The sequence below is a fragment of the Mycobacterium sp. DHQP2018-32-09 genome (genome assembly GCF_058148405.1).
In genome coordinates this window covers 1-21,520 of the sequence record NZ_JBYVYK010000020.1, presented here as the reverse complement: position 1 = coordinate 21,520, position 21,520 = coordinate 1, and the positions used below count along the sequence as shown (strand labels likewise).

At 70.9% G+C, this 21,520-nt stretch carries 16 protein-coding genes; 9 read left to right on the top strand and 7 right to left on the bottom strand.

Annotated elements, in window-relative coordinates; translation table 11 throughout:
* Positions 1-19: 19 nt before the first annotated feature.
* A complete protein-coding gene (fadD2, locus tag AC30CM_RS11890; RefSeq protein ID WP_490117076.1) occupies positions 20-1,843 on the bottom strand; it encodes a long-chain-fatty-acid--CoA ligase FadD2 in 1,824 nt (607 codons plus the stop codon).
* Positions 1,844-1,914: 71 nt separating this feature from the next.
* Between fadD2 and ligD the strand changes: the two genes are divergently transcribed.
* Together ligD and AC30CM_RS11880 are read left to right on the top strand one after the other, a co-directional pair.
* Positions 1,915-3,168: a non-homologous end-joining DNA ligase gene (ligD, locus tag AC30CM_RS11885; protein ID WP_490117075.1), complete on the top strand. Its 1,254-nt coding sequence runs from the start codon at positions 1,915-1,917 to the stop codon at positions 3,166-3,168.
* A 161-nt stretch (positions 3,169-3,329) separates the two neighbouring features.
* Positions 3,330-3,785, top strand: coding sequence for an STAS domain-containing protein (locus AC30CM_RS11880; protein WP_490117074.1), 456 nt, complete (start codon positions 3,330-3,332; stop codon positions 3,783-3,785).
* Between the two features lie 156 nt (positions 3,786-3,941).
* On the opposite strand, the gene AC30CM_RS11875 is transcribed toward AC30CM_RS11880, so the two are convergent.
* Positions 3,942-4,607 (bottom strand): NAD(P)H-binding protein, encoded by a 666-nt coding sequence (locus AC30CM_RS11875; RefSeq protein ID WP_490117073.1) that lies wholly within the window; start codon positions 4,605-4,607, stop codon positions 3,942-3,944.
* Between the two features lie 134 nt (positions 4,608-4,741).
* Between AC30CM_RS11875 and AC30CM_RS11870 the strand changes: the two genes are divergently transcribed.
* Positions 4,742-5,512 (top strand): TIM barrel protein, encoded by a 771-nt coding sequence (locus AC30CM_RS11870; RefSeq protein WP_490117072.1) that lies wholly within the window; start codon positions 4,742-4,744, stop codon positions 5,510-5,512.
* Here AC30CM_RS11870 and AC30CM_RS11865 read toward each other — a convergent pair whose 3' ends face one another.
* Entirely contained in the window at positions 5,513-6,178 is a 666-nt protein-coding gene (locus AC30CM_RS11865; RefSeq protein WP_490117071.1) for a hypothetical protein, read from the bottom strand.
* A gap of 53 nt (positions 6,179-6,231) precedes the next feature.
* On the opposite strand from AC30CM_RS11865, the gene AC30CM_RS11860 reads away from it, so the two are divergent.
* The 3 genes from AC30CM_RS11860 (at position 6,232) to AC30CM_RS11850 (ending at position 9,753) form a co-directional block, all read left to right on the top strand.
* Positions 6,232-7,653 (top strand): NCS2 family permease, encoded by a 1,422-nt coding sequence (locus AC30CM_RS11860; RefSeq protein WP_490117070.1) that lies wholly within the window; start codon positions 6,232-6,234, stop codon positions 7,651-7,653.
* Positions 7,654-7,682: 29 nt separating this feature from the next.
* Entirely contained in the window at positions 7,683-8,630 is a 948-nt protein-coding gene (locus tag AC30CM_RS11855; protein ID WP_490117069.1) for a DUF808 domain-containing protein, read from the top strand.
* Between the two features lie 124 nt (positions 8,631-8,754).
* Positions 8,755-9,753: a YihY/virulence factor BrkB family protein gene (locus tag AC30CM_RS11850; RefSeq protein ID WP_490117068.1), complete on the top strand. Its 999-nt coding sequence runs from the start codon at positions 8,755-8,757 to the stop codon at positions 9,751-9,753.
* A 192-nt stretch (positions 9,754-9,945) separates the two neighbouring features.
* Here the strand turns inward: AC30CM_RS11850 and AC30CM_RS11845 are convergent, their stop codons facing one another.
* A complete protein-coding gene (locus AC30CM_RS11845; RefSeq protein ID WP_490117067.1) occupies positions 9,946-10,458 on the bottom strand; it encodes a hypothetical protein in 513 nt (170 codons plus the stop codon).
* Between the two features lie 164 nt (positions 10,459-10,622).
* On the opposite strand from AC30CM_RS11845, the gene AC30CM_RS11840 reads away from it, so the two are divergent.
* Positions 10,623-11,102: an RNA polymerase sigma factor gene (locus tag AC30CM_RS11840; protein WP_490117066.1), complete on the top strand. Its 480-nt coding sequence runs from the start codon at positions 10,623-10,625 to the stop codon at positions 11,100-11,102.
* A gap of 50 nt (positions 11,103-11,152) precedes the next feature.
* Complete coding sequence (locus AC30CM_RS11835) at positions 11,153-11,695, top strand: methylated-DNA--[protein]-cysteine S-methyltransferase (protein ID WP_490117139.1); 543 nt, start codon at positions 11,153-11,155, stop codon at positions 11,693-11,695.
* An 18-nt stretch (positions 11,696-11,713) separates the two neighbouring features.
* Here the strand turns inward: AC30CM_RS11835 and car are convergent, their stop codons facing one another.
* Both car and AC30CM_RS11825 read right to left on the bottom strand, forming a co-directional pair.
* On the bottom strand, positions 11,714-15,187 hold the full coding sequence (car, locus tag AC30CM_RS11830) for a carboxylic acid reductase (protein ID WP_490117065.1): 3,474 nt from the start codon (positions 15,185-15,187) through the stop codon (positions 11,714-11,716).
* Positions 15,188-15,339: 152 nt separating this feature from the next.
* Positions 15,340-18,090 carry a helix-turn-helix transcriptional regulator gene (locus AC30CM_RS11825; RefSeq protein WP_490117064.1) on the bottom strand — a complete coding sequence of 917 codons (2,751 nt, stop codon included), beginning with the start codon at positions 18,088-18,090 and terminating at the stop codon, positions 15,340-15,342.
* Between the two features lie 580 nt (positions 18,091-18,670).
* On the opposite strand from AC30CM_RS11825, the gene AC30CM_RS11820 reads away from it, so the two are divergent.
* Positions 18,671-20,158, top strand: a complete 1,488-nt coding sequence (locus AC30CM_RS11820) for a hypothetical protein (RefSeq protein ID WP_490117063.1) — start codon at positions 18,671-18,673, stop codon at positions 20,156-20,158.
* An 80-nt stretch (positions 20,159-20,238) separates the two neighbouring features.
* On the opposite strand, the gene AC30CM_RS11815 is transcribed toward AC30CM_RS11820, so the two are convergent.
* On the bottom strand, positions 20,239-21,520 hold a 1,282-nt coding region (locus AC30CM_RS11815; protein ID WP_490117062.1), incomplete at its 5' end, for an aldehyde dehydrogenase family protein.

Here is a 21,520-nt window from a genome sequence, read left to right as displayed (position 1 = left end):
GCGCCGAACTATTCCGCGACTACTCCCCGTCGGCGCCTTCGCGGACCCCGGACCGCTCCCCGGCCTGCTCCCCTGACTGCTCCCCGGCCTGGTCCCCGGACTGCTCCTCGGTGGTGTCGTCGGGCTCGATCTTCTCGCCCTTGACCTCGGCGGTCTGGCCGTCGATCTCGTGCTTGGCGAGTTCGCGCTTGAGGATCTTGCCCGTGGGGTTGCGCGGCAACTGGTCGATGAAGATCACCTCGCGCGGCACCTTATAACGGGCCAGGTTGTCCTTGACGTAGGCCTTGATGGCGTCCTCGTCGACGCTGGCACCCTCGGCCTTGACGACGAACGCCCGCAACCGATGGCCCCACTCCTTGTCCTCGACGCCGAGCGCGGTGGCCTCCACCACCTCCGGATGACCGCTGATCAGGTCCTCGACCTCGGCCGGGAACACGTTCTCCCCGCCGCAGACGATCATCTCGTCGTCGCGGCCGCTGACGTAGAGCAAGCCGTTCTCGTCGAAGTAGCCGACGTCGCCGGAGGACATCAGCCCGTCGATGATCTGCTTGTGGCCGCCGCCGGTGTAGCCCTCGAACGGGAACGTGTTGCCGACGAAGATGCGCCCCACCTGACCCTGCGGCACCTCGCGGCCGTCGTCGTCGTACAGCTTGACCTTGACGCCCTTGACCACCGGGCCGACCGTCGACGGGTTGATCTGGAGGTCCTTGGGGCGCGCGATGGTGGCGAACGCGATCTCGGTGGAGCCGTACAGGTTGTAGACGACGGGACCCAGGTCCTTCATCGCGCGGGTGGCCAACTCGCCGCCGAGCTGCGAGCCGGAGACGAACACGATCCGCAGGCTCGACAGGTTGGGCTTGGGATCGGTCTTCTCGAGTTCGTCGAGGATGCGCGACAACATCACCGGGACGACGACGAGCGCTGTGACACGGTGCTTTTCGATGTCGGCCAGCACGTCGGCAGGCTTGAAGCGGCGGCGCAGCACCAGGGTGCAGCCGAGCATCATGGCGATGGTCGCGTGCAGCAGGCCCAGGGCGTGGAACATCGGCGCGGGCAGTGAGGTCACCTCGCCTGCGCGGAACGGCACGTGCGACAGGACGCCGCCGATGGGCGCCAGCGACGGCGGGGTGCTGCGGTTGGCGCCCTTGGGGGTGCCCGTGGTGCCGCTGGTCAGAATGATGATCTTGGCGTGCTTGGCAGACTTGGGCGGCGGGTCGCTCTTGCTGCGTGCCGCGAGGTCCGCCAGCGTCTCGGCATCGCTCTCGGACGGCTCGTCGGGCTTGTCCGGGTTGGTGGGCAGCGCGCGCAGCTTGCCCAGCGCGGGTTCGGCCGCCGAGCACGCGGCCGTGTACTCGTCGTCGTGGATGATCAGCTTGGCGCCCTCGCGTTCGGACACCTCCTTGATCTGCGGCCCGGAGAACTCGCTGTTGAGCAGGATGATGCGGGCACCGGTGCGGGCGGCCGCGTAGAACGCGACCAGGAACCACCGGTGGTTGCGAATGAGCAGTGCCACACCGTCGCCCGCGGTGACGCCCCGCTCGATGAGGCCGTTGGCGACGGCGTTGGCGGCCTTGTCGAGTTCGGCGAACGTCATCGAGCCGTCGTCGTCGATGACGGCGTTGCGGTGCGGCGTGCGCCGTGCGTTCAGCGCCGGGATCATGCCGAACTCGCCCCACTTGACGATGTCGGTCAGCATTCCGGCCACGTTCTGCGGCGGCTCCACCTTGAAGGCGCCGGCTTGGAACATCTTGCGGGCGTAGTGCAGTTCGGCCGCGCCGCGCTCGAAATACTGCTCGGCGGTATCCCGCACCTTCGCGGGCAGCAGGTCAGTGATGTTCACCATGTGGACCAGCCTATGTGACGCGTGTCGAGCGGCACCGGGAAACGGTCGGTCGTCACGTCTACCATGGCGACATGACGGCGGCGACGACGCTCGACGTGGGTGGACGCACGCTCAAGGTCACGCATCCGGACAAGGTGGTCTTCCCAGACTTGGGGATCACCAAGCTCGACCTCATCGACTACTACCTCGCCGTCGCCGACGGCGCGCTGCGCGGCGTGGCGGGCAGGCCCATGGTGCTCAAGCGGTTCGTCAAGGGCATCGGGGCCGAGGCGGTGTTCCAGAAGCGGGCACCGGAGAAGCGGCCCGACTGGATCGAGGTCGCCGAGCTGAAGTACGCGTCGGGCACGTCGGCCAAGGAGGCCGTGATCCGCGAGGTCGCGGGCCTGGTGTGGGCGGTCAACCTCGGCTGCGTGGACCTCAACCCGCATCCGGTGCTCGCCGAGGACCTGGAGCATCCCAACGAGCTGCGCGTCGACCTGGACCCCATGCCCGGGGTCGAGTGGCCGCAGATCATCGACGTGGCCTTGGTGGTGCGCGACGTGCTGGCCGACTTCGGACTGACCGCCTGGCCCAAGACGTCGGGGTCGCGCGGGTTCCACGTGTACGCCCGCATCCACCCGCGCTGGCCCTACCGGCAGGTTCGGTTGGCCGCCGAGACGGTGGCCCGAGAGGTGGAGTTGCGCGCCCCCGAACTGGCCACCAGCCGATGGTGGAAGGAGGAGCGCGAAGGCGTCTTCGTGGACTTCAACCAGAACGCCAAGGACCGCACGGTCGCGTCGGCGTACTCCGTGCGGTCGCGTCCCGATGCCCGGGTGTCCACGCCGCTGCGGTGGGACGAGGTACCGGGCTGCAGGCCCGAGGAGTTCACCATCGCCACGGTGCCCGGCCGCTATGCCGACATCGGCGATCCGTGGGAGGGCATGGACGACTTCCCCGGCAGCCTCGACGCGCTGCTGCAGCGCGCCGAGGAACTGGGACCCGCCGAGAAGGCGCCCAAGGGGGCGCGCCGCTCCCCCGACGCGTCGGCGGGAGACGGATCGGGGCGGCGGGTGTCGACCATGCCCCTCATCGAGGTCGCGCGCACCAAGACCAAGGACGAGGCGCTCGCCGCGCTGGAGACGTGGAAGGGCCGGCATCCCGAGGCCGCGGCGTGCCTGGCGCCCGTCGACGTCCTGGTCGACGGCATGCGGGGGCCCAGTTCGCTCTGGTACCGCATCCGGATCAACCTGCAGCACGTACCGCAGCCGCAGCGGCCTCCGCAAGAGGAGTTGATCGCCGATTACTCGCCGTGGCAGAACTACTCCGGCAAGCAGGGGCGCCGCTAGCGGCATTTGCTGACGAGCTGGGCGCAACTCTTAGCAACTGTTTAGTGCTGACTCCCCAGTACCTTAAGTTCGCTCAATAACTTCGTATTCAACGTCGAAGACACGACACCGTTCACCGCCGTACGGGCAGCTTTGACGAGGTATCCGAAGGGAGACAGGCCATGGGCGTGACCGCTCGCATTCCCGCTTCGAAATCCCCGTTCCGCTACGGCAATCCGGCCATCGACTGCAAGGGCGCCGAGGTGCACGTGCTGTGCCGTCAGCTCGCGTCGGTCATGTCGATCACCGGCTCGGTCAACGGCACCAATGCCGAATGCCTGGGCGACCAGGCGCGGCACTGCGTGATCCCGGAGAAGTCGTTCGTCCTCGACCTCACCGACGTCGACGAGTTCACCGCAGCCGGCGTGACTCTGCTCGACGCCATCGACCAGGCGTGCGCCGATGCCGGCGTGGAGTGGTCGCTGGTGGCCGGCGAGGCCGTCGCCCACGTGCTGCGCGTACACACCGGTGATCCGCTGCTGCCCATCTCGCGCACGGTTCCCGAAGCGCTGCACCACTTCTCGGACGTCGCCGACGAGCGCCGGCGTCTGCTGCCCATCCTCACCAAGTCCGCCTAGCGAAGGGGTTGAAAGACATGACGATTGACGTTCGCTGGCTCGCGTTCCTCCTGCGCCGCCGCCACCGCACCCACGCCGCCGTGCAGCACTGACCGATCTCGGCCGAAAGGGCGCCCACCGAACCGGTGGGCGCCCTTTCGGCGTCTCGGGCCGGGATCAGCCCAGCGCCGCCAGCGCGGCGTCGATGGGGGTCTCGCCACCGATCAGCTCGAACGTCCGCCCGGCGGTCCGGTCGTCGTCCAGCACGGCCGCCAGGACTGCGGCGACGTCGGCCCGCGGAATCTCCCCGCGACCGGTCTCGGTGGCCGCGGTGACACGGCCCGTCCCCGGGTCGTCGGTCAACCCGCCCGGCCGCACGATCGTCGTCTGCAGCCCGGCACGCTCCCGCACGTCGGCATCGGCGGCCGCCTTGGCGCGCAGATAGGCGGCGAACACGGGATCCAGGTCGGCGTCGCGGCTCCGGTCGTCGGCGCCCATCGCCGAGACCATGACGTAGCGTCGCACGCCGGCAGCCTCCGCCGCGTCGGCCAGCACGACCGCCGCCCCGCGGTCCACGGTATCCTTGCGCTCCGCCCCGCTGCCCGGCCCCGCGCCAGCGGCGAACACCACCGCGTCCGCGCCGCGCAGGTGCTCGGCCAGTGTGTCGACCGTCGTGTTCTCCAGGTCGAGCACGATGGCCTTGGCCCCCGCGAGTTCGAGATCGTTGATCTGTTCGGGCTTGCGGATGATTCCGGAGACGGAGTCGCCTCGAGCCGAGAGGATGCGCTCCAGCAGCAGGGCGATCTTGCCGTGTCCGCCCGCGATGACGATGTGCTTGCTCACCAGCCGAACGTAGCCGCTGCGCTCGGCGTCAAAACCTCGGCGGCGCCGTCGTCTTGCACGGGATCGGCTACTGCTACCAATGTGGGCACGACGTTTCCAGGTGTGCACGACGTCCAAGCCGAACGAGGACCCACATGAGCTTCCAGTTGGCGGTATGCGCGGAGATGGTGTTTCGCGACCTGCCCATCGTCGAAAGAGTCCGGCGCATCGACGATCTCGGGTTCGCCGCCGAGATCTGGAGTTGGCACGACAAGGATCTCGACGCGCTGGCGGCCACCGGCGCCACCTTCACCTCGATGACGGGCTACCTGCACGGCGACCTCGTCGACCCCGACACCGCCGACGAGGTGGTGCGCACGGCCGCGCTCAGCATCGAGGCCGCGCAGACCCTCGGGATCACGCGGCTCAACCTGCACACCGCCGAGCTGGTCGACGGCCACGCCGCCCGCCCCCGACAGCGGGCCAGCGGCCAGATGTGGGTCACCGCGCTGCGGACGCTGGAACGCCTCGGCGAACTGGGAGCTGCTGCGGGCGTCACGTTCTGCGTGGAGAACCTCAACACGATCGTCGACCATCCCGGAGTGCCGCTGGCCCGCGCCAAGGACACCCTGGCGCTCGTCGAGGGCGTCGGGCACCCCCACGTGAAGCTGATGCTCGACCTCTACCACGCCCAGATCGGCGAGGGGAACCTCGTCGAACTGGTGCGCCGCTGCGGTCCGGCGATCGGCGAGATCCAGGTCGCCGACGTGCCCGGCCGCTGCGAACCCGGTACCGGCGAGATCCACTACCCCGCCATCGCCGACGCGTTGCGCGACATCGGCTTCGACGGCACCGTCGGCATGGAGGCATGGAACCGCGCCCCCAGCGAGCAGGCGCTCGCGGCCTTTCGCGCCGCGTTCGCCTGACTACCCGTCCAGCTCGCCGGCGATGCCCCGCTCGATGCCGGCGCGGGTGGCCCGTGGCAACACGATCAGCCCCTCCAGCTCGCGGTCGGCGAGCTGCAGCGAGCGCGCCCGCTCACCCGGCGTCGCCGACGGATCGTCGGCGACGCGCAGCAGGCTCTGCGCCCGCGCGATGCGCTGCTGCGCCTCCCCGGAGAACGCGCTGCGCCGCGTCCGCATGGCCTCGGCCTCCGCGGCGTCGAACGCCGTCACGTAGTCCTGGACGGCGCTCAGGTAGTCGGCGGCGGCCTCCCGGTCGTCCAACAGGTCCTCCGCGCGGGCCGGCCGCAACAGGTCGGCGCGCAGCTTGGCCTTGTGGAACCGCATCACGTGCGGATCGGTGACGTCGGTCATCACCGGAAAGTCGAGCAGCTTGGCGGCGTCGAGTTCGTAGTCGAGCCAGCGGGTGTCGGTGCGGGCATGCTCGTCGACGGTGCGGGTGATGGTGCGCCACCGGACGGCGTCGTCGCGGCCCGGATCGACCGCACGCACCGGCTCCGGTGGCGCCGACGCGACCGGTTCCTGGCGCCCCGGGTTGACGCGGCGGAACGTCCGCCACCCCGCGTACAACGCGCCGGCCAGCGGCACGAGCAGCAGCAACAGCTCGGCCAACCGGAACAAAATACCCACGTCACCAGCATGCCACCGCGAAAACTCGGACCGCCGACCCTAGGGTTGCCCCCATGAACCGTCTCGACCGCTTCTTCGAGATCAGCGCGCGGCACTCCACCGTCCCCAACGAGATCCGCGGCGGCGTCGTCACCTTCATCGCGATGGCCTACATCATCGTGCTGAACCCGATCATCCTGTCCGGGTCCCAGGACGTCGAGGGCAACTCGCTCGACTTCGCCCAGGTGTCGGCGACGACGTCGCTGGCCGCCGGCGTCATGACCATCCTGTTCGGCGTCATCGCGCGGCTGCCGTTCGCCTTCGCGGCGGGGCTCGGCATCAACTCGTTCCTCGCCACCACGGTCGTCGGGACGGTGACCTGGCCGGAGGCCATGGGGCTCGTCGTCATCAACGGCCTCATCATCGTGCTGCTCGCGGCCACCGGCCTGCGCCGCATGGTGTTCGACGCCGTCCCGATGGAACTCAAGCTCGCGATCACCGCGGGCATCGGCCTGTTCATCCTGTTCATCGGCCTCGTCGACGCCGGCTTCGTCGGCTCGACGGGACGGCCGTCGCCACCCGTCGGACTGGGGGCCGGCGGTACCGGCTCCATCGGGACCGTGCCCGCCCTGATCTTCGTCTTCACGCTGCTGCTCACCGGGGTGCTGGTGGTCCGCAAGATCCGCGGCGGCATCCTCATCGGCCTGGTCGTCGGCACGCTCGTCGCCGTAGCCGTGGAAGCCATCTGGCACCTGGGCTCCGCCGTCGATCACCCCGGCGGCTGGAGCCTGTCGGTACCGACGCTGTCGGGCTCACCGTTCGCGCTGCCCGACCTGTCGCTGATCGGCGAGTTCAGCCTGTCGAGCTTCAGCAGGATCGGCGTGCTCGCCGCCGTCATGCTGGTGTTCACGCTGGTGTTCGCCAACTTCTTCGACGCCATGGGCACCATGACCGGGCTCTCGCGCGAGGCGCGGCTCTCCGACGCGGCGGGCAACTTCCCGCGGCTGCGCGCCGCACTGATCGTGGAGGGCGCGGGTGCGGCCGTCGGCGGCGCCACGTCGTCGTCGTCGAACACCGTGTTCATCGAATCCGGCGCCGGCATCGAGGAGGGCGCGCGCACCGGGCTCGCCAACATCGTCACCGGCGTGCTGTTCCTCGCCGCGATGTTCATCTCGCCGCTGGCGTCGATCGTGCCGACCGAGGTGGCCGCCGCCGCGCTCGTCATCGTCGGCGTGATGATGGTGTCGCAGCTGCGGCACATCGACGTCTCGGACTTCTCGGTCGCGATGCCGGTGGTGCTGACGGTGGCCGCCATGCCGTTCACCTACTCGATCGCCAACGGCATCGGCATCGGGTTCGTCGCCTGGGTGGTGACCCGCGCGGCGATCGGCAGGGCGCGTGACGTCAGCCCGCTGCTGTGGGTCGTCACCGCCGGTTTCGTGGTCTACTTCGCGCGCGGCTGGATCGAGTCGCTGATCGGGCTCCACGCGGGCTGACAGTCGGCTGTGGGAGTAGCCTTCGGCCCATGAGTGCGGGTCTGTTCGGGCTTCTCGACGACGTGGCTGCGCTCGCGCGGCTGGCCGCCGCCTCCATCGACGACGTCGGCGCCGCCGCCGGGCGCGCCACCGCCAAGGCCGCGGGCGTCGTCATCGACGACACCGCCGTGACCCCGCAGTACGTGCACGGCATCACCGCCGACCGGGAACTGCCGATGATCCGGCGCATCGCGCTCGGGTCGCTACGCAACAAGGTGCTCTTCATCCTGCCCGCGGCGCTGTTGCTGAGCCAGTTCGCGCCGTGGCTGCTGACGCCCATCCTCATGCTCGGCGGCACCTACCTGTGCTTCGAAGGTGCCGAGAAGGCCTGGGGGTACGTCCGCGGTCACGACGCGCACGCCGCGCCCACCGGCACGGGCGGCCAGAACGGCTCGGACACCGAGAAGCAGATGACCTCCAGCGCCATCCGCACCGACTTCATCCTGTCCGCCGAGATCATGGTGATCGCGCTCAACGAGGTCAGCGACCAGTCCTTCTGGCCACGACTGATCATCCTCGTCGTCGTCGCGTTCGTGATCACCGTCGCCGTCTACGGGGTGGTGGCCCTCATCGTCAAGATGGACGACGTGGGGCTGAGCCTCGCGCAGCGGTCGTCGGCGTTCGCGCAGCGGTTCGGCCGCAGGTTGGTCGCGGCCATGCCCAAGGTGTTGGCGACGCTGTCGGCGGTCGGCACCGTCGCCATGCTGTGGGTCGGCGGCCACATCCTGCTCGTCGGTAGTGACACGCTCGGCTGGCACTGGCCGTACGGGGTGGTGCACCACTGGGAAGAGGCCATCGAGCACGCCGTGCCCGGCGTCGGCGGGGTCCTGGCCTGGCTCGCCAACACCGGTGTCTCGGCGGTGATCGGCGTCGTCGTCGGTGGCCTGGTCGCCGCGGTGGTGCACGTGCTGCCCTTCGGCAAGAAGGCCGCCCACTAAGCCGTCCACCGAGCCACCTCGGTGCCACCTCGGTCGCGGGATTGCCGAACGGCCGGCCGGGGTACTCCGGCTCGGATTCGGTCGGTCTCCCCACGGGGCGGTAGCGGAGAGTGGGGTGACGTAGGTGCTGGCTCGACTCGACGAACTGCAACGCACCCACCGGCCACTCGGGTTCACGATCGCGGTCGTCTACAAGTACGTCGACGACCAGGGCGGTTATCTCGCCGCGCTGATCACCTACTACGCCTTCGTGTCGCTGTTCCCCATGCTGCTGCTGCTCACCACGGTGCTCGGGGTGGTGCTCGCCGGTCATCCCGACGTGCAGAGCAGCGTCATGCAGTCGACGCTGGCGCAGTTCCCGGTGATCGGTGACCAACTGGCGCAGCCGGAGGGGCTCAGCGGCGGGCCGATGGCCGTCGTCATCGGCATCGTGGGCGCGCTGTACGGCGGCCTCGGCGTGGGCCAGGCCGTGCAGAACGCCATGGACACGGTGTGGGCGGTCCCCCGCCGCAACCGTCCGGACCCGTTCCGGTCCCGGTTGCGCAGTCTGCTGCTGCTGGTGGTGCTCGGCACGGCGGCCGTCACGGCCACCGCGCTGACCGCCATCGGTCGCGTCAGCGGATCGCTGGGCTGGCTGGGGACCACCGGGGTCACGGCCGCCGCGGTGATCATCAACGCGGGTATCTGCCTGGTGGCCTTCCGCGTCACCACGAACCGGCAACTCGGCTACCGCCAGGTGCTACCAGGGGCCCTGGCCGCGGCCGTCGTGTGGCAGCTGCTGCAGTCCTTCGGCGCCGGCTACGTCGGCCGCGTGATGCGCAATGCCAGCGCGGTCAACAGCGTCTTCGCGTTGGTGTTGGGCCTGCTGGCCTTCCTCTTCCTGGCGTCGGTGTGCCTGGTGATCTGCGCGGAGATCAACGTGGTGCGGGTCGACAAGCTGCACCCGCGGGCCCTGATGACCCCGTTCGTCGACGACGTGGAACTCACTACCGCCGACCGGCGGACCTACATCAAGAAGGCAAAGGCGGAGCGGGTCAAGGGTTCTCAGCGCGTCAGCGTGAGGTTCGACGATCTGCGCCACGATTCGGACCCGCCCGCCGATGCGGACGCGTCCCCGCGCTGAGCGGGGCTGACCACCCCGTGGGCGACGCCGTGGCCGGCATGCACGCCGGCGACGAATCGCAGCGCGAACCCGATCACCGGGTGGGTGCGGAAGCCGGCGAATCTGCGTGGTCGTCGTGTCAGCATGCTTCGACGGTGCCCGCCTGAGGACGGCCAAAACGTGTCTCGTCGCCGCGGAAGCCGCGGGCCCGGGTCAGCGGGTGCCGCCGACCTCGGCGGGTAGCGGCGGGGGCAGCGGGGTGGTCGACGTCGAGGTGGTGGGCTTGCTCCCCGACGTGGTCGTCCCCGCCGAACTGGCTGCGCCGGGGCCGCGGAAGTCGACCCACGCCTCCTCGCGCACCACCTTCTCGTTCTCGCTCACGACGAGCGATTCGGAGGTGATCAGGTAGTGGATGGGGCCGTTCTCGGCGAGGTACGCCCCGTCGGCGTTGCGCGTGGCAGGCAAGATCAGCCGGGCGCCGTCACGGATGCGCACCCCGCGGTACTGGTAGTCACCGTCGGTGTCCCGACAGATCGCGATGCGCGAGGTCTTGGTGGCACCGAAGGTCACCGCCGTGGCGGGCAGGGCACACCGCGCCGTCGAGTCGACGTATCCCTGGTCGTCGGTGGCCGGTGGTTCGGCGACCGCGGCGGGGACGCCGATCGCCAGCAGCACCGCGCCCGCCGCCGTCGCGAGGCCAAGTCCGAACGCTCGAGTCGAAGACATCACCGTCCACGACACCACGCCGCCGCCGCAGATGCGAGCGCCGACGCCGAACCGCGACCCATTCGTTAGCAAGGTCACCGCCCACCCCCACCGCGCGCGTGCCGCTGCGCCTATCCTCGGCACGTCCACCTCACGTTCGGCGTGGACCGCGCGTCTACGGGGTGATGACAGCGAAGATTCCGTTCGAACGGGCGATGCGCAGGCACGGTGCGACCGTGCTGCGCGTGTGCACGGCCGCCCTCGGGCCCGGTGCGGACGCCGAGGACGCCGCCGCCGAGACGTTCCTGGCGGCGCTGCGACACTGGCCCGACCTGGCCGACGACACCAACGTCGAGGCCTGGCTGGTGCGGGTGGCCCAACGCAAGACCATCGACGCGGCCCGGGCCCGGGCCCGCCACGCCGTACCCACCGCCACCCTGCCCGACCGGGCACCACCGCCGACCCCGTCGGACGACGTATGGGCCGCCGTGGCCCGCCTCCCCGAGCGGCAACGTCTGGCCATCGCCTACCACTACTTCGGCGGGCTGCCGCACACCGAGACCGCCGAACTGCTCGGCAGCACCCCGGAGGCCGTGCGCCGCGCCGCCGCCGACGGGATGAAGACCCTGCGCATCACCCTCGCCACCGAAGGAGGCACCCCGTGAACACCGAACTCGCCGAGGCGTTCCCGATCACCCGCGACCAGCTCGCCGGCCTGGCCGGCAAGGTCGCCGCGGCAGCGGCCGACGGCGGACTGCTCGACGTCGCGTACCGCACCGTCGACACGCCCGTCGGACGGCTGCTGCTGGCCTCGACTCCGAGCGGACTGGTGCGGGTCGCGTTCGAGCGCGAGGGGTTCGACACCGTGCTCGACGCGCTCGCCGCCCGGGTGAGCAGCCGCATCCTGGCGGCCCCCGCGCGGCTGGACGAGCCGGCGCGCCAACTCGACGAGTACTTCGCAGGCACGCGCCGCACGTTCGACGTGCCCCTCGACCATGCGTTGTCGGGCGGCTTCCGCGCGCGGGTGCAGCGATCGCTGCCCGACATCGGCTACGGCCACACGGCCACCTACGCCGAGGTCGCCGCCGCCGTCGGGAATCCCAAGGCGGTTCGGGCGGTTGGCACCGCGTGTGCCACCAATCCCCTGCCCGTGGTGGTGCCCTGTCACCGTGTGCTGCGCAGCGACGGCACCCTCGGCGGGTACGTCGGGGGTGCGGCCGTCAAGAGGGAGCTGCTCGACCTGGAGCGGGCCGCCTGAGGCGGGCTCCGGCGGCCGTCACACCAGCTGCAACGCCCTCAGGTCGGCGACGTACTTGCGGATCAGCGACTCGTCGAGATGCGGAATGTCGTGCTGGACACCGATCTTCGCCGCTCGTACGGCCCCGCGGAACACCTCGGTCGGCGCGATGGCGCCGCGCACGGGCTGCTCCGGGGCGCGGTAGGCGTCGAGCAACGGCAGGATCGACCGCTGCCGCAGCCCGTCGGGCAGAGCCCGCAGGGCCGCCTCGAACCGCGTCACCCATTCCTGGTGGTCGTCGATCCGCGTGATGGGGATGCCCGCGGCGACCAGCCAGTCGACGATGACGTCGAGCGAGACGCCGTCGTCGTGCGGGTTCATCACGTCATAGGACGTGAATCCGGTGCCGCCCGCGGCGCCGAGGGTGGTGATGGCCTCGGCCACGAAATCGGCGGGCAGGCCGTCGTAGTGCGCCCGCGGCCGTGCCCCCGACCCGTCGCCGCGGTAGAAGGTGGCGGGCGCCAACCCGGTCGCGATCACGCCGATCAGCAGGCGCGTGAACGCATCTGGCACGTTGAGCTGACCCGCGTAGGTGCTGTGCGCCAGGATCATGTCGGAGCGGAACACCGACACCGGCAGGCCGCACAGGTCGTGCGCCTCGCGCAGCAGGACCTCGCCGGCCCACTTGCTGTTGGCGTATCCGTTGGCGTACCCGGCGTCGACGGGGCGGCGGCCGCTCACGGTGCGGATGTCGCCGTCCTCCACGAAGTTGGGTACGCCCATCGTCACGGCGACGGTCGACAGGTACGTCACCGGTTTGATGCGGCCGCTGATGGCGAGCCGGATCACCTCGGCCGTGCCCACCACGTTCGGGCCGAACAGCTGGTCGTAGGGCAGCACGTGATTCACCAGCGCGGCAGGGTGGACCACCACGTCCACCTCGTGCACGAGGCGTTCCCACGTCGGGCCGTCGAGTCCCAACCGCGGTTCGGCCACGTCTCCGGGGATCACCTCGAGGTGGCGGGCCGCCAGGTCGCGGAACCGCTGCAGCAGTTGGGCGTCTCCGGTGTCGAAGGCCTGCTCCAGCCTGCGGTACGCCGCGTCGGAATCGGCGCCACGTACCAGCGCGATCAGCCGACCATCGCTGCGCGACAGGCGATTCAGCCACTCCAGCGCCAGGAAGCGACCCAGGTACCCGTTGGCCCCGGTGAGTAACACGGTGCGGACCGTGCCGGTCGGGGCGGGTAGCGTCGGCGCCGCCGCGAGCGTGGCCTCGTCGAGGAACGCCTCCAGTCGCAGCTGCGCAGCGGTGATGGTGGTGATCGGCGCGCCGTGGACGCCGGCGGCGCTGGGGCGGCGCCCCGCGGAGCCGCGCTCGGTCTGCACGAAGTCCGCCAGCGCGGCGAAGGAGGTCGCGGGCGCGATGATCACGCCCACCGGGACGTCGACGTGGAGGATCTCGCCGAGCAGGTTGGAGAACGTCAGCGCCGAGAGGGAGTCGCCACCAAGGTCGGTGAAGCGCTCCCCGGACCCCGGCGGGTCACCGGGCAGGCCGAGCAGGATCTGCGCGGCCCGCGTCACGGTGTCCAGGACGGGTTGGTCTCGTGCGGCCTCCCGCAGTGCGCGCAGCTCGTCGTCGCGGGACTCGGCGAGGTCGACGTAGATCTGTTCGAGGCGAGCACCGTAGTGCTCCTTGAGCTTGGGCCGCAACAGTTTTCCCGCACCCGAGAGCAGGCCGTTCTCGACCGTGAAGGGCTGGTCCTCGACGAGCAGGTCGGCGGGCACCTCGTAGGACTGCAATTCGGCGGCCCGCGCGGTGTTGCGCAGCGCGTCGTGCAGGGCCGCGCGCAGACCGGATTGGTCACCGGCGTACCGCTCGAGCGCCTCCGGGGTGGGGACCACCACCGCGAGCAGTGCGGCTCGTTCACTGTTGCCGTAGACGAAGATCTGCCGCACCAGCGGCGCATTCGCGAACACCGCCTCCAGGTTGGCGACCGCCACGAACTCGCCCTGCGCCAGCTTGAGCACGTTGTTGCGCCGGTCGACGTACACCAGATGGTCCGGCGCGATCTCGGCCATGACGTCGCCGGTGCGGTAGTACCCGTCGGCGTCGAACACCTCGGCGGTGACCTCCGGCCGCTTGAAGTACCCGGGGGTGGCGGTGGCGGTCTTGACGAGCAACTCTCCGCGGGGGTGCGGCCGATCGGTGGTGAAGTAACCCAGCTCCGGGATGTCGATCAACTTGTAGTCGAGCACGGGCGGACGACTGATGACGCCGTCGCGGGTGACGGCGCCGACCTCGGTCAGGCCGTAGCCGTCGATGAGATGCACGCTCAGCAGGGATTCGACGAACGACCGCATCTCGGCCGCGAGCGGTGCGGTGCTGACGAACGCCGTCACCACGCGGCCGCCCAGCAGGCCGTCGCGCAGTTCGGCCTTGGCGGTGGCGTCGGCGGCCTGCAGCGACAGCCCGTCGGCGTGCAACCGGTCGGCGCGCGTCTGGTAGCGCTGATACAGCATCTCGACGACCCTGGGCACCAGGGCGAGCTGGGTGGGGCGGACCAGCGCCAGATCCTCGAACAGCGTCGAAAGGTCGCTCTCGGGAACGAAGTAGCTCGTGCCACCCGCCTGGAAGGACGACACCAGCGGGATGCGGCCGCCGAGGTGGTTCAGCGGCATGAAGTTCACGTTGGCCACGGGAACGTCGCCGTCGCCGAAGAACGACGACGTCCACAGCAGCACCAACATGCGCTCGGTCCACATCGCGCCCTTCGGCAGGCCCGTGCTGCCCGAGGTGTACAGGATCATCGCCAGGCGCTCGTCATCCGCGCCGGTGAACGGAGGTGGGGCGGTCATGGTGCGCCCGCGGGAGATCAGATGGTCCAGGGTCTCGACGTCGACGGAGTCACCGAGGGCCTCGGCGGCCCGGAGCATGGCGTCGCGGTGGTCGTCGACGCGCTCGTCGTAGTCGAACACGACCACGCGCCGCACGGTGGGCACCATGGCGGCGATGGCCAGGTCGAGGTAGTCGGCCCCGACCGCCAACACCGCGGGCGCCACCTCGGTCAAGATGGGCTGCAACCGGGATGCCGGCGAATTGTGTTGCAGCGGAACACTGACCAGGCCCAGGTAGCTGGTGACGAGATCGACGGTGAGGTAGTCGGCGCTGGAGAATCCGATGGTGGCCACGAACTCGCCCTCGCGGAGCGGCTGGGGATCGTTCGACCACGCCGCGGCCACGGCGGCGACGTCCTGCCACAGTGCGCCGTACGTCGTGGTCTCGACGTCCGCCAGCAGCCGGCGACGCCGACGACCCGTCTCCGGATCCGTCACCACCTCGGTGGCGCGGCGGGCCAGCGCCGGCCGGTCGGCGTAGCCGCGCACCAACGTCTCCAGGACGCCGGTGAGACGTTGCCCCGGGGCGCTCGCGGCGGCCACCACGTCGGGCAGGGGCGGCGCCGGCATTCCCGCGTCGCGAAGGTCGCCGTCCGCCGTGGCCGCATGTGTCGTCATGTGTCCGCCCGTCTCCTCGAGTCTGGTTCGGGCCGCCTCGCCCGGCTCCCACAGGAGGTAAGGCCGCCACCGCGGGGATCCTTCCGCTCGGGAGCGTGACGTCGGTCACTCTGGGTTCAGTAGGTAATACCCAGCGATCTCACGAGCGTGCGTCAGGGCGTGGCGTCGGCTTGCGCGTCGCGCTCCCGGTAGACGATGGTCAGCTGCACGCGAGACTTCACGTCGAGCTTGCGGAACACCGCGCGCAGGTGCGTGTTCACGGTGTTGGGCGAGACACCCAACTCGGTCGCCGCCGACCGGTTGGTGTGTCCGGTGCCGATGAGTTCGACGACCCGCAGCTCGGTCGGCGTCAACGCCGCCCAACCGCTGTGCGGCCGGGGTTGCGCCGTCGCGATGCCAGGATGGCGAATGCCCCTGCTACGCAACGTCTTCGACACGACGTGGACGTCCCTGGTGGCGCCGAGGCGCTCGTAGAGGCCGGCCGCCTCCACCAGCGCCGGAACGGCGCGATCGGTCAGGCCGTGGCCCAGCAGCACCTCGCCGAGGTCTCGTAGCGCATCGGCGAGCAACATCGGCCGCGGCGACGAACGCAACACCCGCACGGCGTCGTCCAGATCCACCGGGTCACCGCTGAGCAGGGCCGCGACGTGGCGGGCCGTGCCTTCCAGCGATGCCACCCCGGGGTTGCGCCGGGCGGCCAGGTCGGCGATGCGCGCCGCCTCCCCCGCCAGGGCGCGATCGCCGGCGTCCAGAGCGACGCGCGCCAGGACACGCATCCAGGGCGGCGACCACGGCCACGAATCCCGGAACCGGTCGGCGCCGTCGAGCAGGGGCCGCAGCATCTCGGCCGCGCCCCGCGCATCGGCCGTTCCGGCGTGCAACCAGGCCAGTGCCAACCGATGGCGCGGCGACTCCGCCGACGCCGCGCACGCCCCGGTCAGTGACGTCAGATGCGCCATCGCCCTGGCCGGCTCGCCGCGGTGGCTCGCGACGATCGCCAGCACCAACCTGGCGTTGAAGGCGAACCCGGTGTTCCCGGTCTCGTCGGCAAGCCGCAACAGCGTGGTGGCACCGGTCTCGGCGGCGTCGAACCTGCCCAGGTTGTGGTCTTGCCACATCTGGGCGTACAGCACCGAGGGCAGGGCGCCGCCGCCACCGTGCGCCTCGCGCACCTTGGCCAGCATCGCCTCGGCGTCGTCGTAGAGGTCCAGGTGCTGCAGCGTGCGGATCTCCTCGGCCTCGTAGGCGGTGTCGGAGAGCCGACGCAGATCGGTGAACCGGTCCAGCGCCAGGCGGTGCCTGCCCTCGTTGCGCGCGGTCTCGATGAGCGCGACGAGCGCGAGCCGCTGGGCGTACTCGTCGGCCACGCGCTGCCCGTCGGCGCGCGCGGTGACGGCCATGCTCTCGGCGTGCGGCGCCGCCGCGGTGCGGGTGGCGGCGAGCGCCCGAATGGCGGCCAACCGGGCTCGCAGGACGTCGTCGACGTCCTCGATCGCCTGCGCGGCCGCCGCGCGCCGCTCCATCCGATCGCAGTCGCCCAGGCACCACAGCGCGCGGCACGCCTGGAGTTCGATCCGGGCGCGCTCGACGGGATCGGTGGCGACGGCGAGCAGGCGGTCGGCGATCGCGAGCGCCTCGCCCTCCCGCTGGGTGTCGACCAGCGTCTGCGCGCTGCGCAACCCGGCCACCACCCACAGCGGATCGCCTTCGTCGCAGAGCGCGAAGGCCCGTTGAGCGAACTCTGCCGCCTGGTCCGGCATCGAGACCATGCACTCGCCCGCCGCCTGTTCCAGCGCCACCACGGCCTCTTCGTCGTTGCGGACGGCGCTGGCGAGGAAGTGCGTGGCCGCCGCGAGCGCCGAGCCTCCGCCCGCGACGACGTAGCGGGCGCACCGGCGATGCAGCGAACGGCGGCGCGCCGGAGGGATGTCGGTGTAGACCGCCTCGCGGACCAGATCGTGGGGAAAGAACAACTCGCCGTCGGCGTCCCCGAGGAGGCCTTCGTCGACGGCGGCGCGCACCGCAGGACCGAGGTGGCCGCCGGTGACGTCGGCGAGCAGGTGCGCGGCGTCCTCGGCGGGCAGCGGCTTACCCCAGATCGCCGCCAGTTCGATGAGGGCGACGGCCTCGGGCTCCACCTGGTCGAGCCGCGCCCGCACGCCCGCCGCCAGGTCCGAGCCGAGACCCTGGCCGCGCTGGTGCCGTCGGGTGAGTCCCTCGAGCACCTGGACCGCCCAGAAGGGATTGCCGCCCACGCCGGCGAGCACTCGGCGCACCGCATCCGACGGCGGCCTGCCCAGCCGGTCGGCCGCCATGTCGTCGATGTCGGCGCTCGTCAACGGCCCCAACGGCACGGGTGTCACCGTGGTGGCCGCGTCGGCACCGGCGACCACGTCGTTCAACGGCTCGGCGGGCGCCCACCGGCTGGCCACCGCCCACACCACGGGCCATCCGGCCAGTCGGGCGGGCAGCACGCGCAGCGCGAACCGGGTCAACCGATCGACCCACTGCAGGTCGTCGATCGCCACCAGCACGGGGCCGTGTACCGCGAGTTCCTCGAGCAGCGCGCTGATCCGATCGATCAGCCACAGCGGCCGGTCGTACAGCGGCGCAAGGCTTTCGAACGCCTCGCGCGGCAACAGGGGGTGCGGCCCGGACCGCAACGCGACCAGCAGCGGGGCCCCGGGGGCGATCTGGTCGCCCTGCTCGGCCTTCCCGCTACCCGCCGCGAAACCCGCCCGGACGGCCTGTTCGACGATTTCGGCCAGCACCGCGGACTTCCCGATTCCGGGCTCGCCCGTCACCGTCAGCAACGCCCCCTGTCCGGTGCGGGCGGCTCGGTCGACGGCGCCGAGCGCCCGCGCCATCGGGTCGCTGCGACCCCGAAGCGTGACACGCGCCATCAGCGGGTCATCTCGCCCTCGATCCCGACGCCTCGATGCACGCCCGGGCGGACGTGACGCACGGCATAACGCCGGGGTCCGCCGAGGGATTCCGTGCGCGGCAGCGGGGACTGATCATGATGACCGAAAACATTACCCAAAGGTAAGTTTCGGTGGCCCGCCTTTACGTCGGCGCACCGTAGGGCCCCGCAACGGTGACTAGTCCGGCTATGCACGTTGCCGTTGGCGCCGACGCACGACGAATCCGGCGCCGAGCAACGCGCCTCACGCGAACGAACGATATTGACGTCGATGTCACGGTCGGCCGCCGCGCGGCGGCGACGGCGGCGGCGGACCGGGCGTCACGGGCCGCGGTCGTGGCACCCCTGGCAACGCGCCAGGCACGGATCGCGAGCACGTCGGATCACGTAGGCCGGGGCGCCACCGCGATGCCAGCGAAGTGGCTGCGCCACCTGCCAAAGATCATCAATTCGTGCGATGGGCAGGGGGCCGCAACGGTGATTGAGTCATCGCTACTTGTGACATTACTCGCAAGTAAGTTCCGCCGGTGACGGCGACCACACAGTACAAGGGGTCTCTCATGCAAGTTGCCGTTCGTCCGCGCGCCGCGCTCGGCGCCGCGCTGGTGGGCGCAAGCGTATTCGCCGCGTCTGCCGCCGCGCCGCTGCCCGACGTGCAGCTGCCCGCCGTCCACCTGGCCGACGCGCCCCTACCCGCGATCCGGGCGTTCGACGTGAGCCTCGCCGCGGCCGTCAACCCGCTCGAGGTGTACCAGAAGGTGTTCCAGGACGCCTGGAAGAACTACCAGACCCTGTCGGCCAACGCGCTGCCCGGACAGGTCCTGCAGCAGATCCTCGCCAACCAGCAGGCCAGCCTCGACGCACTCGGTCAGGCACTTCAGACTGCGGGTCCCAACATCGTCGACGCCCTGGGCAAGGTCCCCGCCGCGGTGCTCACGGCGGCGAACCAACTGGTGACCGGCAACGTCGAGGGCGCCGTCAACACGTTGCTCGCCGCACCCCTGGGGGTGGCACTGCCGCTGCAGGGCGTCATCCCGGCATTGGGCGCCGCCCTCGCCAAACCCTTGCAGAACTTCGCAAACGTGATCAACGGCATCACCGGGCAGGACGAACTCTCGGCCATGCTCCTGGTGAGTGGCCTCATCTCACCACTCATCAGCACGCCCGGCGCGATCGGCGCCGCCATTCAGAACGTCATCAACGCAGCAGGTTCCGGCGACATCGCAGCGGTGGCCAATGCCATCTTGACGGCTCCCGCCACCGTTCTGGACGGCGTCCTCAACGGTGGCTACGGTCCCAACCTCGCGCAGTTCGTCCCCTTGCTTCCCGCAGGAAGCAAGGTCCTCATGGGCGGCTGGCTCAGCAGCACCGACTTGACCTTGGACGACCAGGGCAACATCGTCGTTCGCACGTCGGGCCCGCTCGGGGCCATCCAGTCGTTGCTCGACATCATCAAGACGGCCATCACGCCGGCCGCGACCATCGCCGCCGGCACCGCCGCCGACCCGGCCGCACTTCCCGACGTCGCGGCCAAGACGGTGACACTGACCACCGGCGCGGCGGAGCAGTCCACGCCGCCGGCGAAGGCGACCACCGAAACCGGCGCCAAGGACGCCACGCCCACCGGTGAAAGCACCACGCCGGCAACGGGTACCGAGCAGTCCGACTCGACCACTCCCGCGGACGGCACGGGCACCACCGGCACCACCGGCACCATCACCGCCGGTACCGGCGCCACCAAGGAGGCGACGGCCACGGCACCGGCCAAGCCGACCGCCAAGCCCACCACGGACAAGACCGCCGGCACCAAGGGCGCCGACGTCAAGGGTGGCAACAAGGTGGAGCCGGGAGGCGCCACCGGGTCGACGAACTCCGGCTCGACCGGCAGTGGCGCGACGTCCTCGACTGGCACGGGCACCGGCACCGGCACGGCGAGCGAGACCGGTTCGGGTGCAACGAAGTCCGGCACGTCGGACAAGTCCGGTGCGTCGGAGAAGTCCGGTGCGTCGGAGAAGTCGGGCACCGGCACGAAGTCCACGTCCGACTGACGGAACCGCTCCAGGCCCGCAGCCACCCGAGGGGGAGGTGGCTGCGGGCCTTGGGCGTTCAGCGGGCCGCCCTGTCGACGTCAGGGCTTCAGGTAGACGGTCCTCGTGGTGGTGAAGAAGTCCCGCGCCGCGGTGCCCTGTTCGCGCGGGCCGTAACCGCTGGATCCGTTGCCGCCGAAGGGCACGTGCGGATCCGCGCCCGCGGTCTCGGAGTTGACGTGCACCATGCCGGTGCCCAACTCCTCCATGGCCGTCATGGCCGCACCGAGGTCGGCGGTGAACACCGCCACCGACAACGCATACGGGCCTGCCGACGCCGCCCGCATCGCGGCCTCCGCATCGTCGACCACCGTCACGGCGAGCACCGGGCCGAACAGTTCCTCGTCCCACAGTTCTCCAGCGGGCGAGTCGACGCTCAGCACCGTCGGCGCCACGTAGTGCCCCGCGAGCGAGCCGTCCAGCGTGGCCCGTCCCCGCACGATGGCGCCGCCGTCGACGGCGCGCGCGACCGCGGCGTCCAGCCGGCGGCGGGCGGCGTCCGAGACGACGGGACCCACGTAGTTCTCGGCGTCCTCCGGGTCGCCGACGCGCAGCGCGGCCGCAGCGTCGCCCAGTTGGGACAGGAACCGCTCGGAAACGGCGCCGTGCACGACGGCGCGGGACGTGGCCGTGCACTTCTGCCCTGCCGAGCGGAACGCGCCGGCCACCACCTCGGCGACGGCGCGGTCCAGGTCGGCGTCCGGCAGCACCACCGCGGCGTTCTTGCCGCCCATCTCGGCCTGCACCGGCACGCCGCGGGTCGCGCACGAACCCGCCAGCGCGCGGCCCACCGGCGTGGAACCGGTGAAGGTCACCGCGTCGACGGAGTCGTGCTCGGTGAGCCAGCGGCCGACGTCGCCGTCGCCGTGGACGAGCGACAGCACGCCCTGGGGCAGCCCGGCGGCCTGCAGCGCCTGGGCCAGTCGCAGCGCCAGCAGCGGCACGCTGGTCGGCGGCTTCCACACCACGGCGTTGCCATAGACCAAGGCGGGGGCGATCTTCCACGCCGGGATGGCGATGGGGAAGTTGAACGGCGTGATGACGGCGACGACGCCCACCGGCGTCCGCTCCACCAGGATCTTCTCCCCCGGGCGGGGGGATGCGAAGATCTCGCCGGTCGCGGCATCGGCGTGCCGCGCGTTGTAGCGCAGGACCTGGGCGGCCCGGCCCACCTCGCCGCGCGCCTCGACGATGGGCTTGCCCTCCTCGCGGGCGAGTTCGCGCGCCCACTCCTCGGCGTGCGCGTCGACCTCGGCCGCGGCGCGGATCAGGCAGGCGGCGCGCTGGTGCATGGGCGTGCGACGCCAGCCGGGCGCGGCGGCC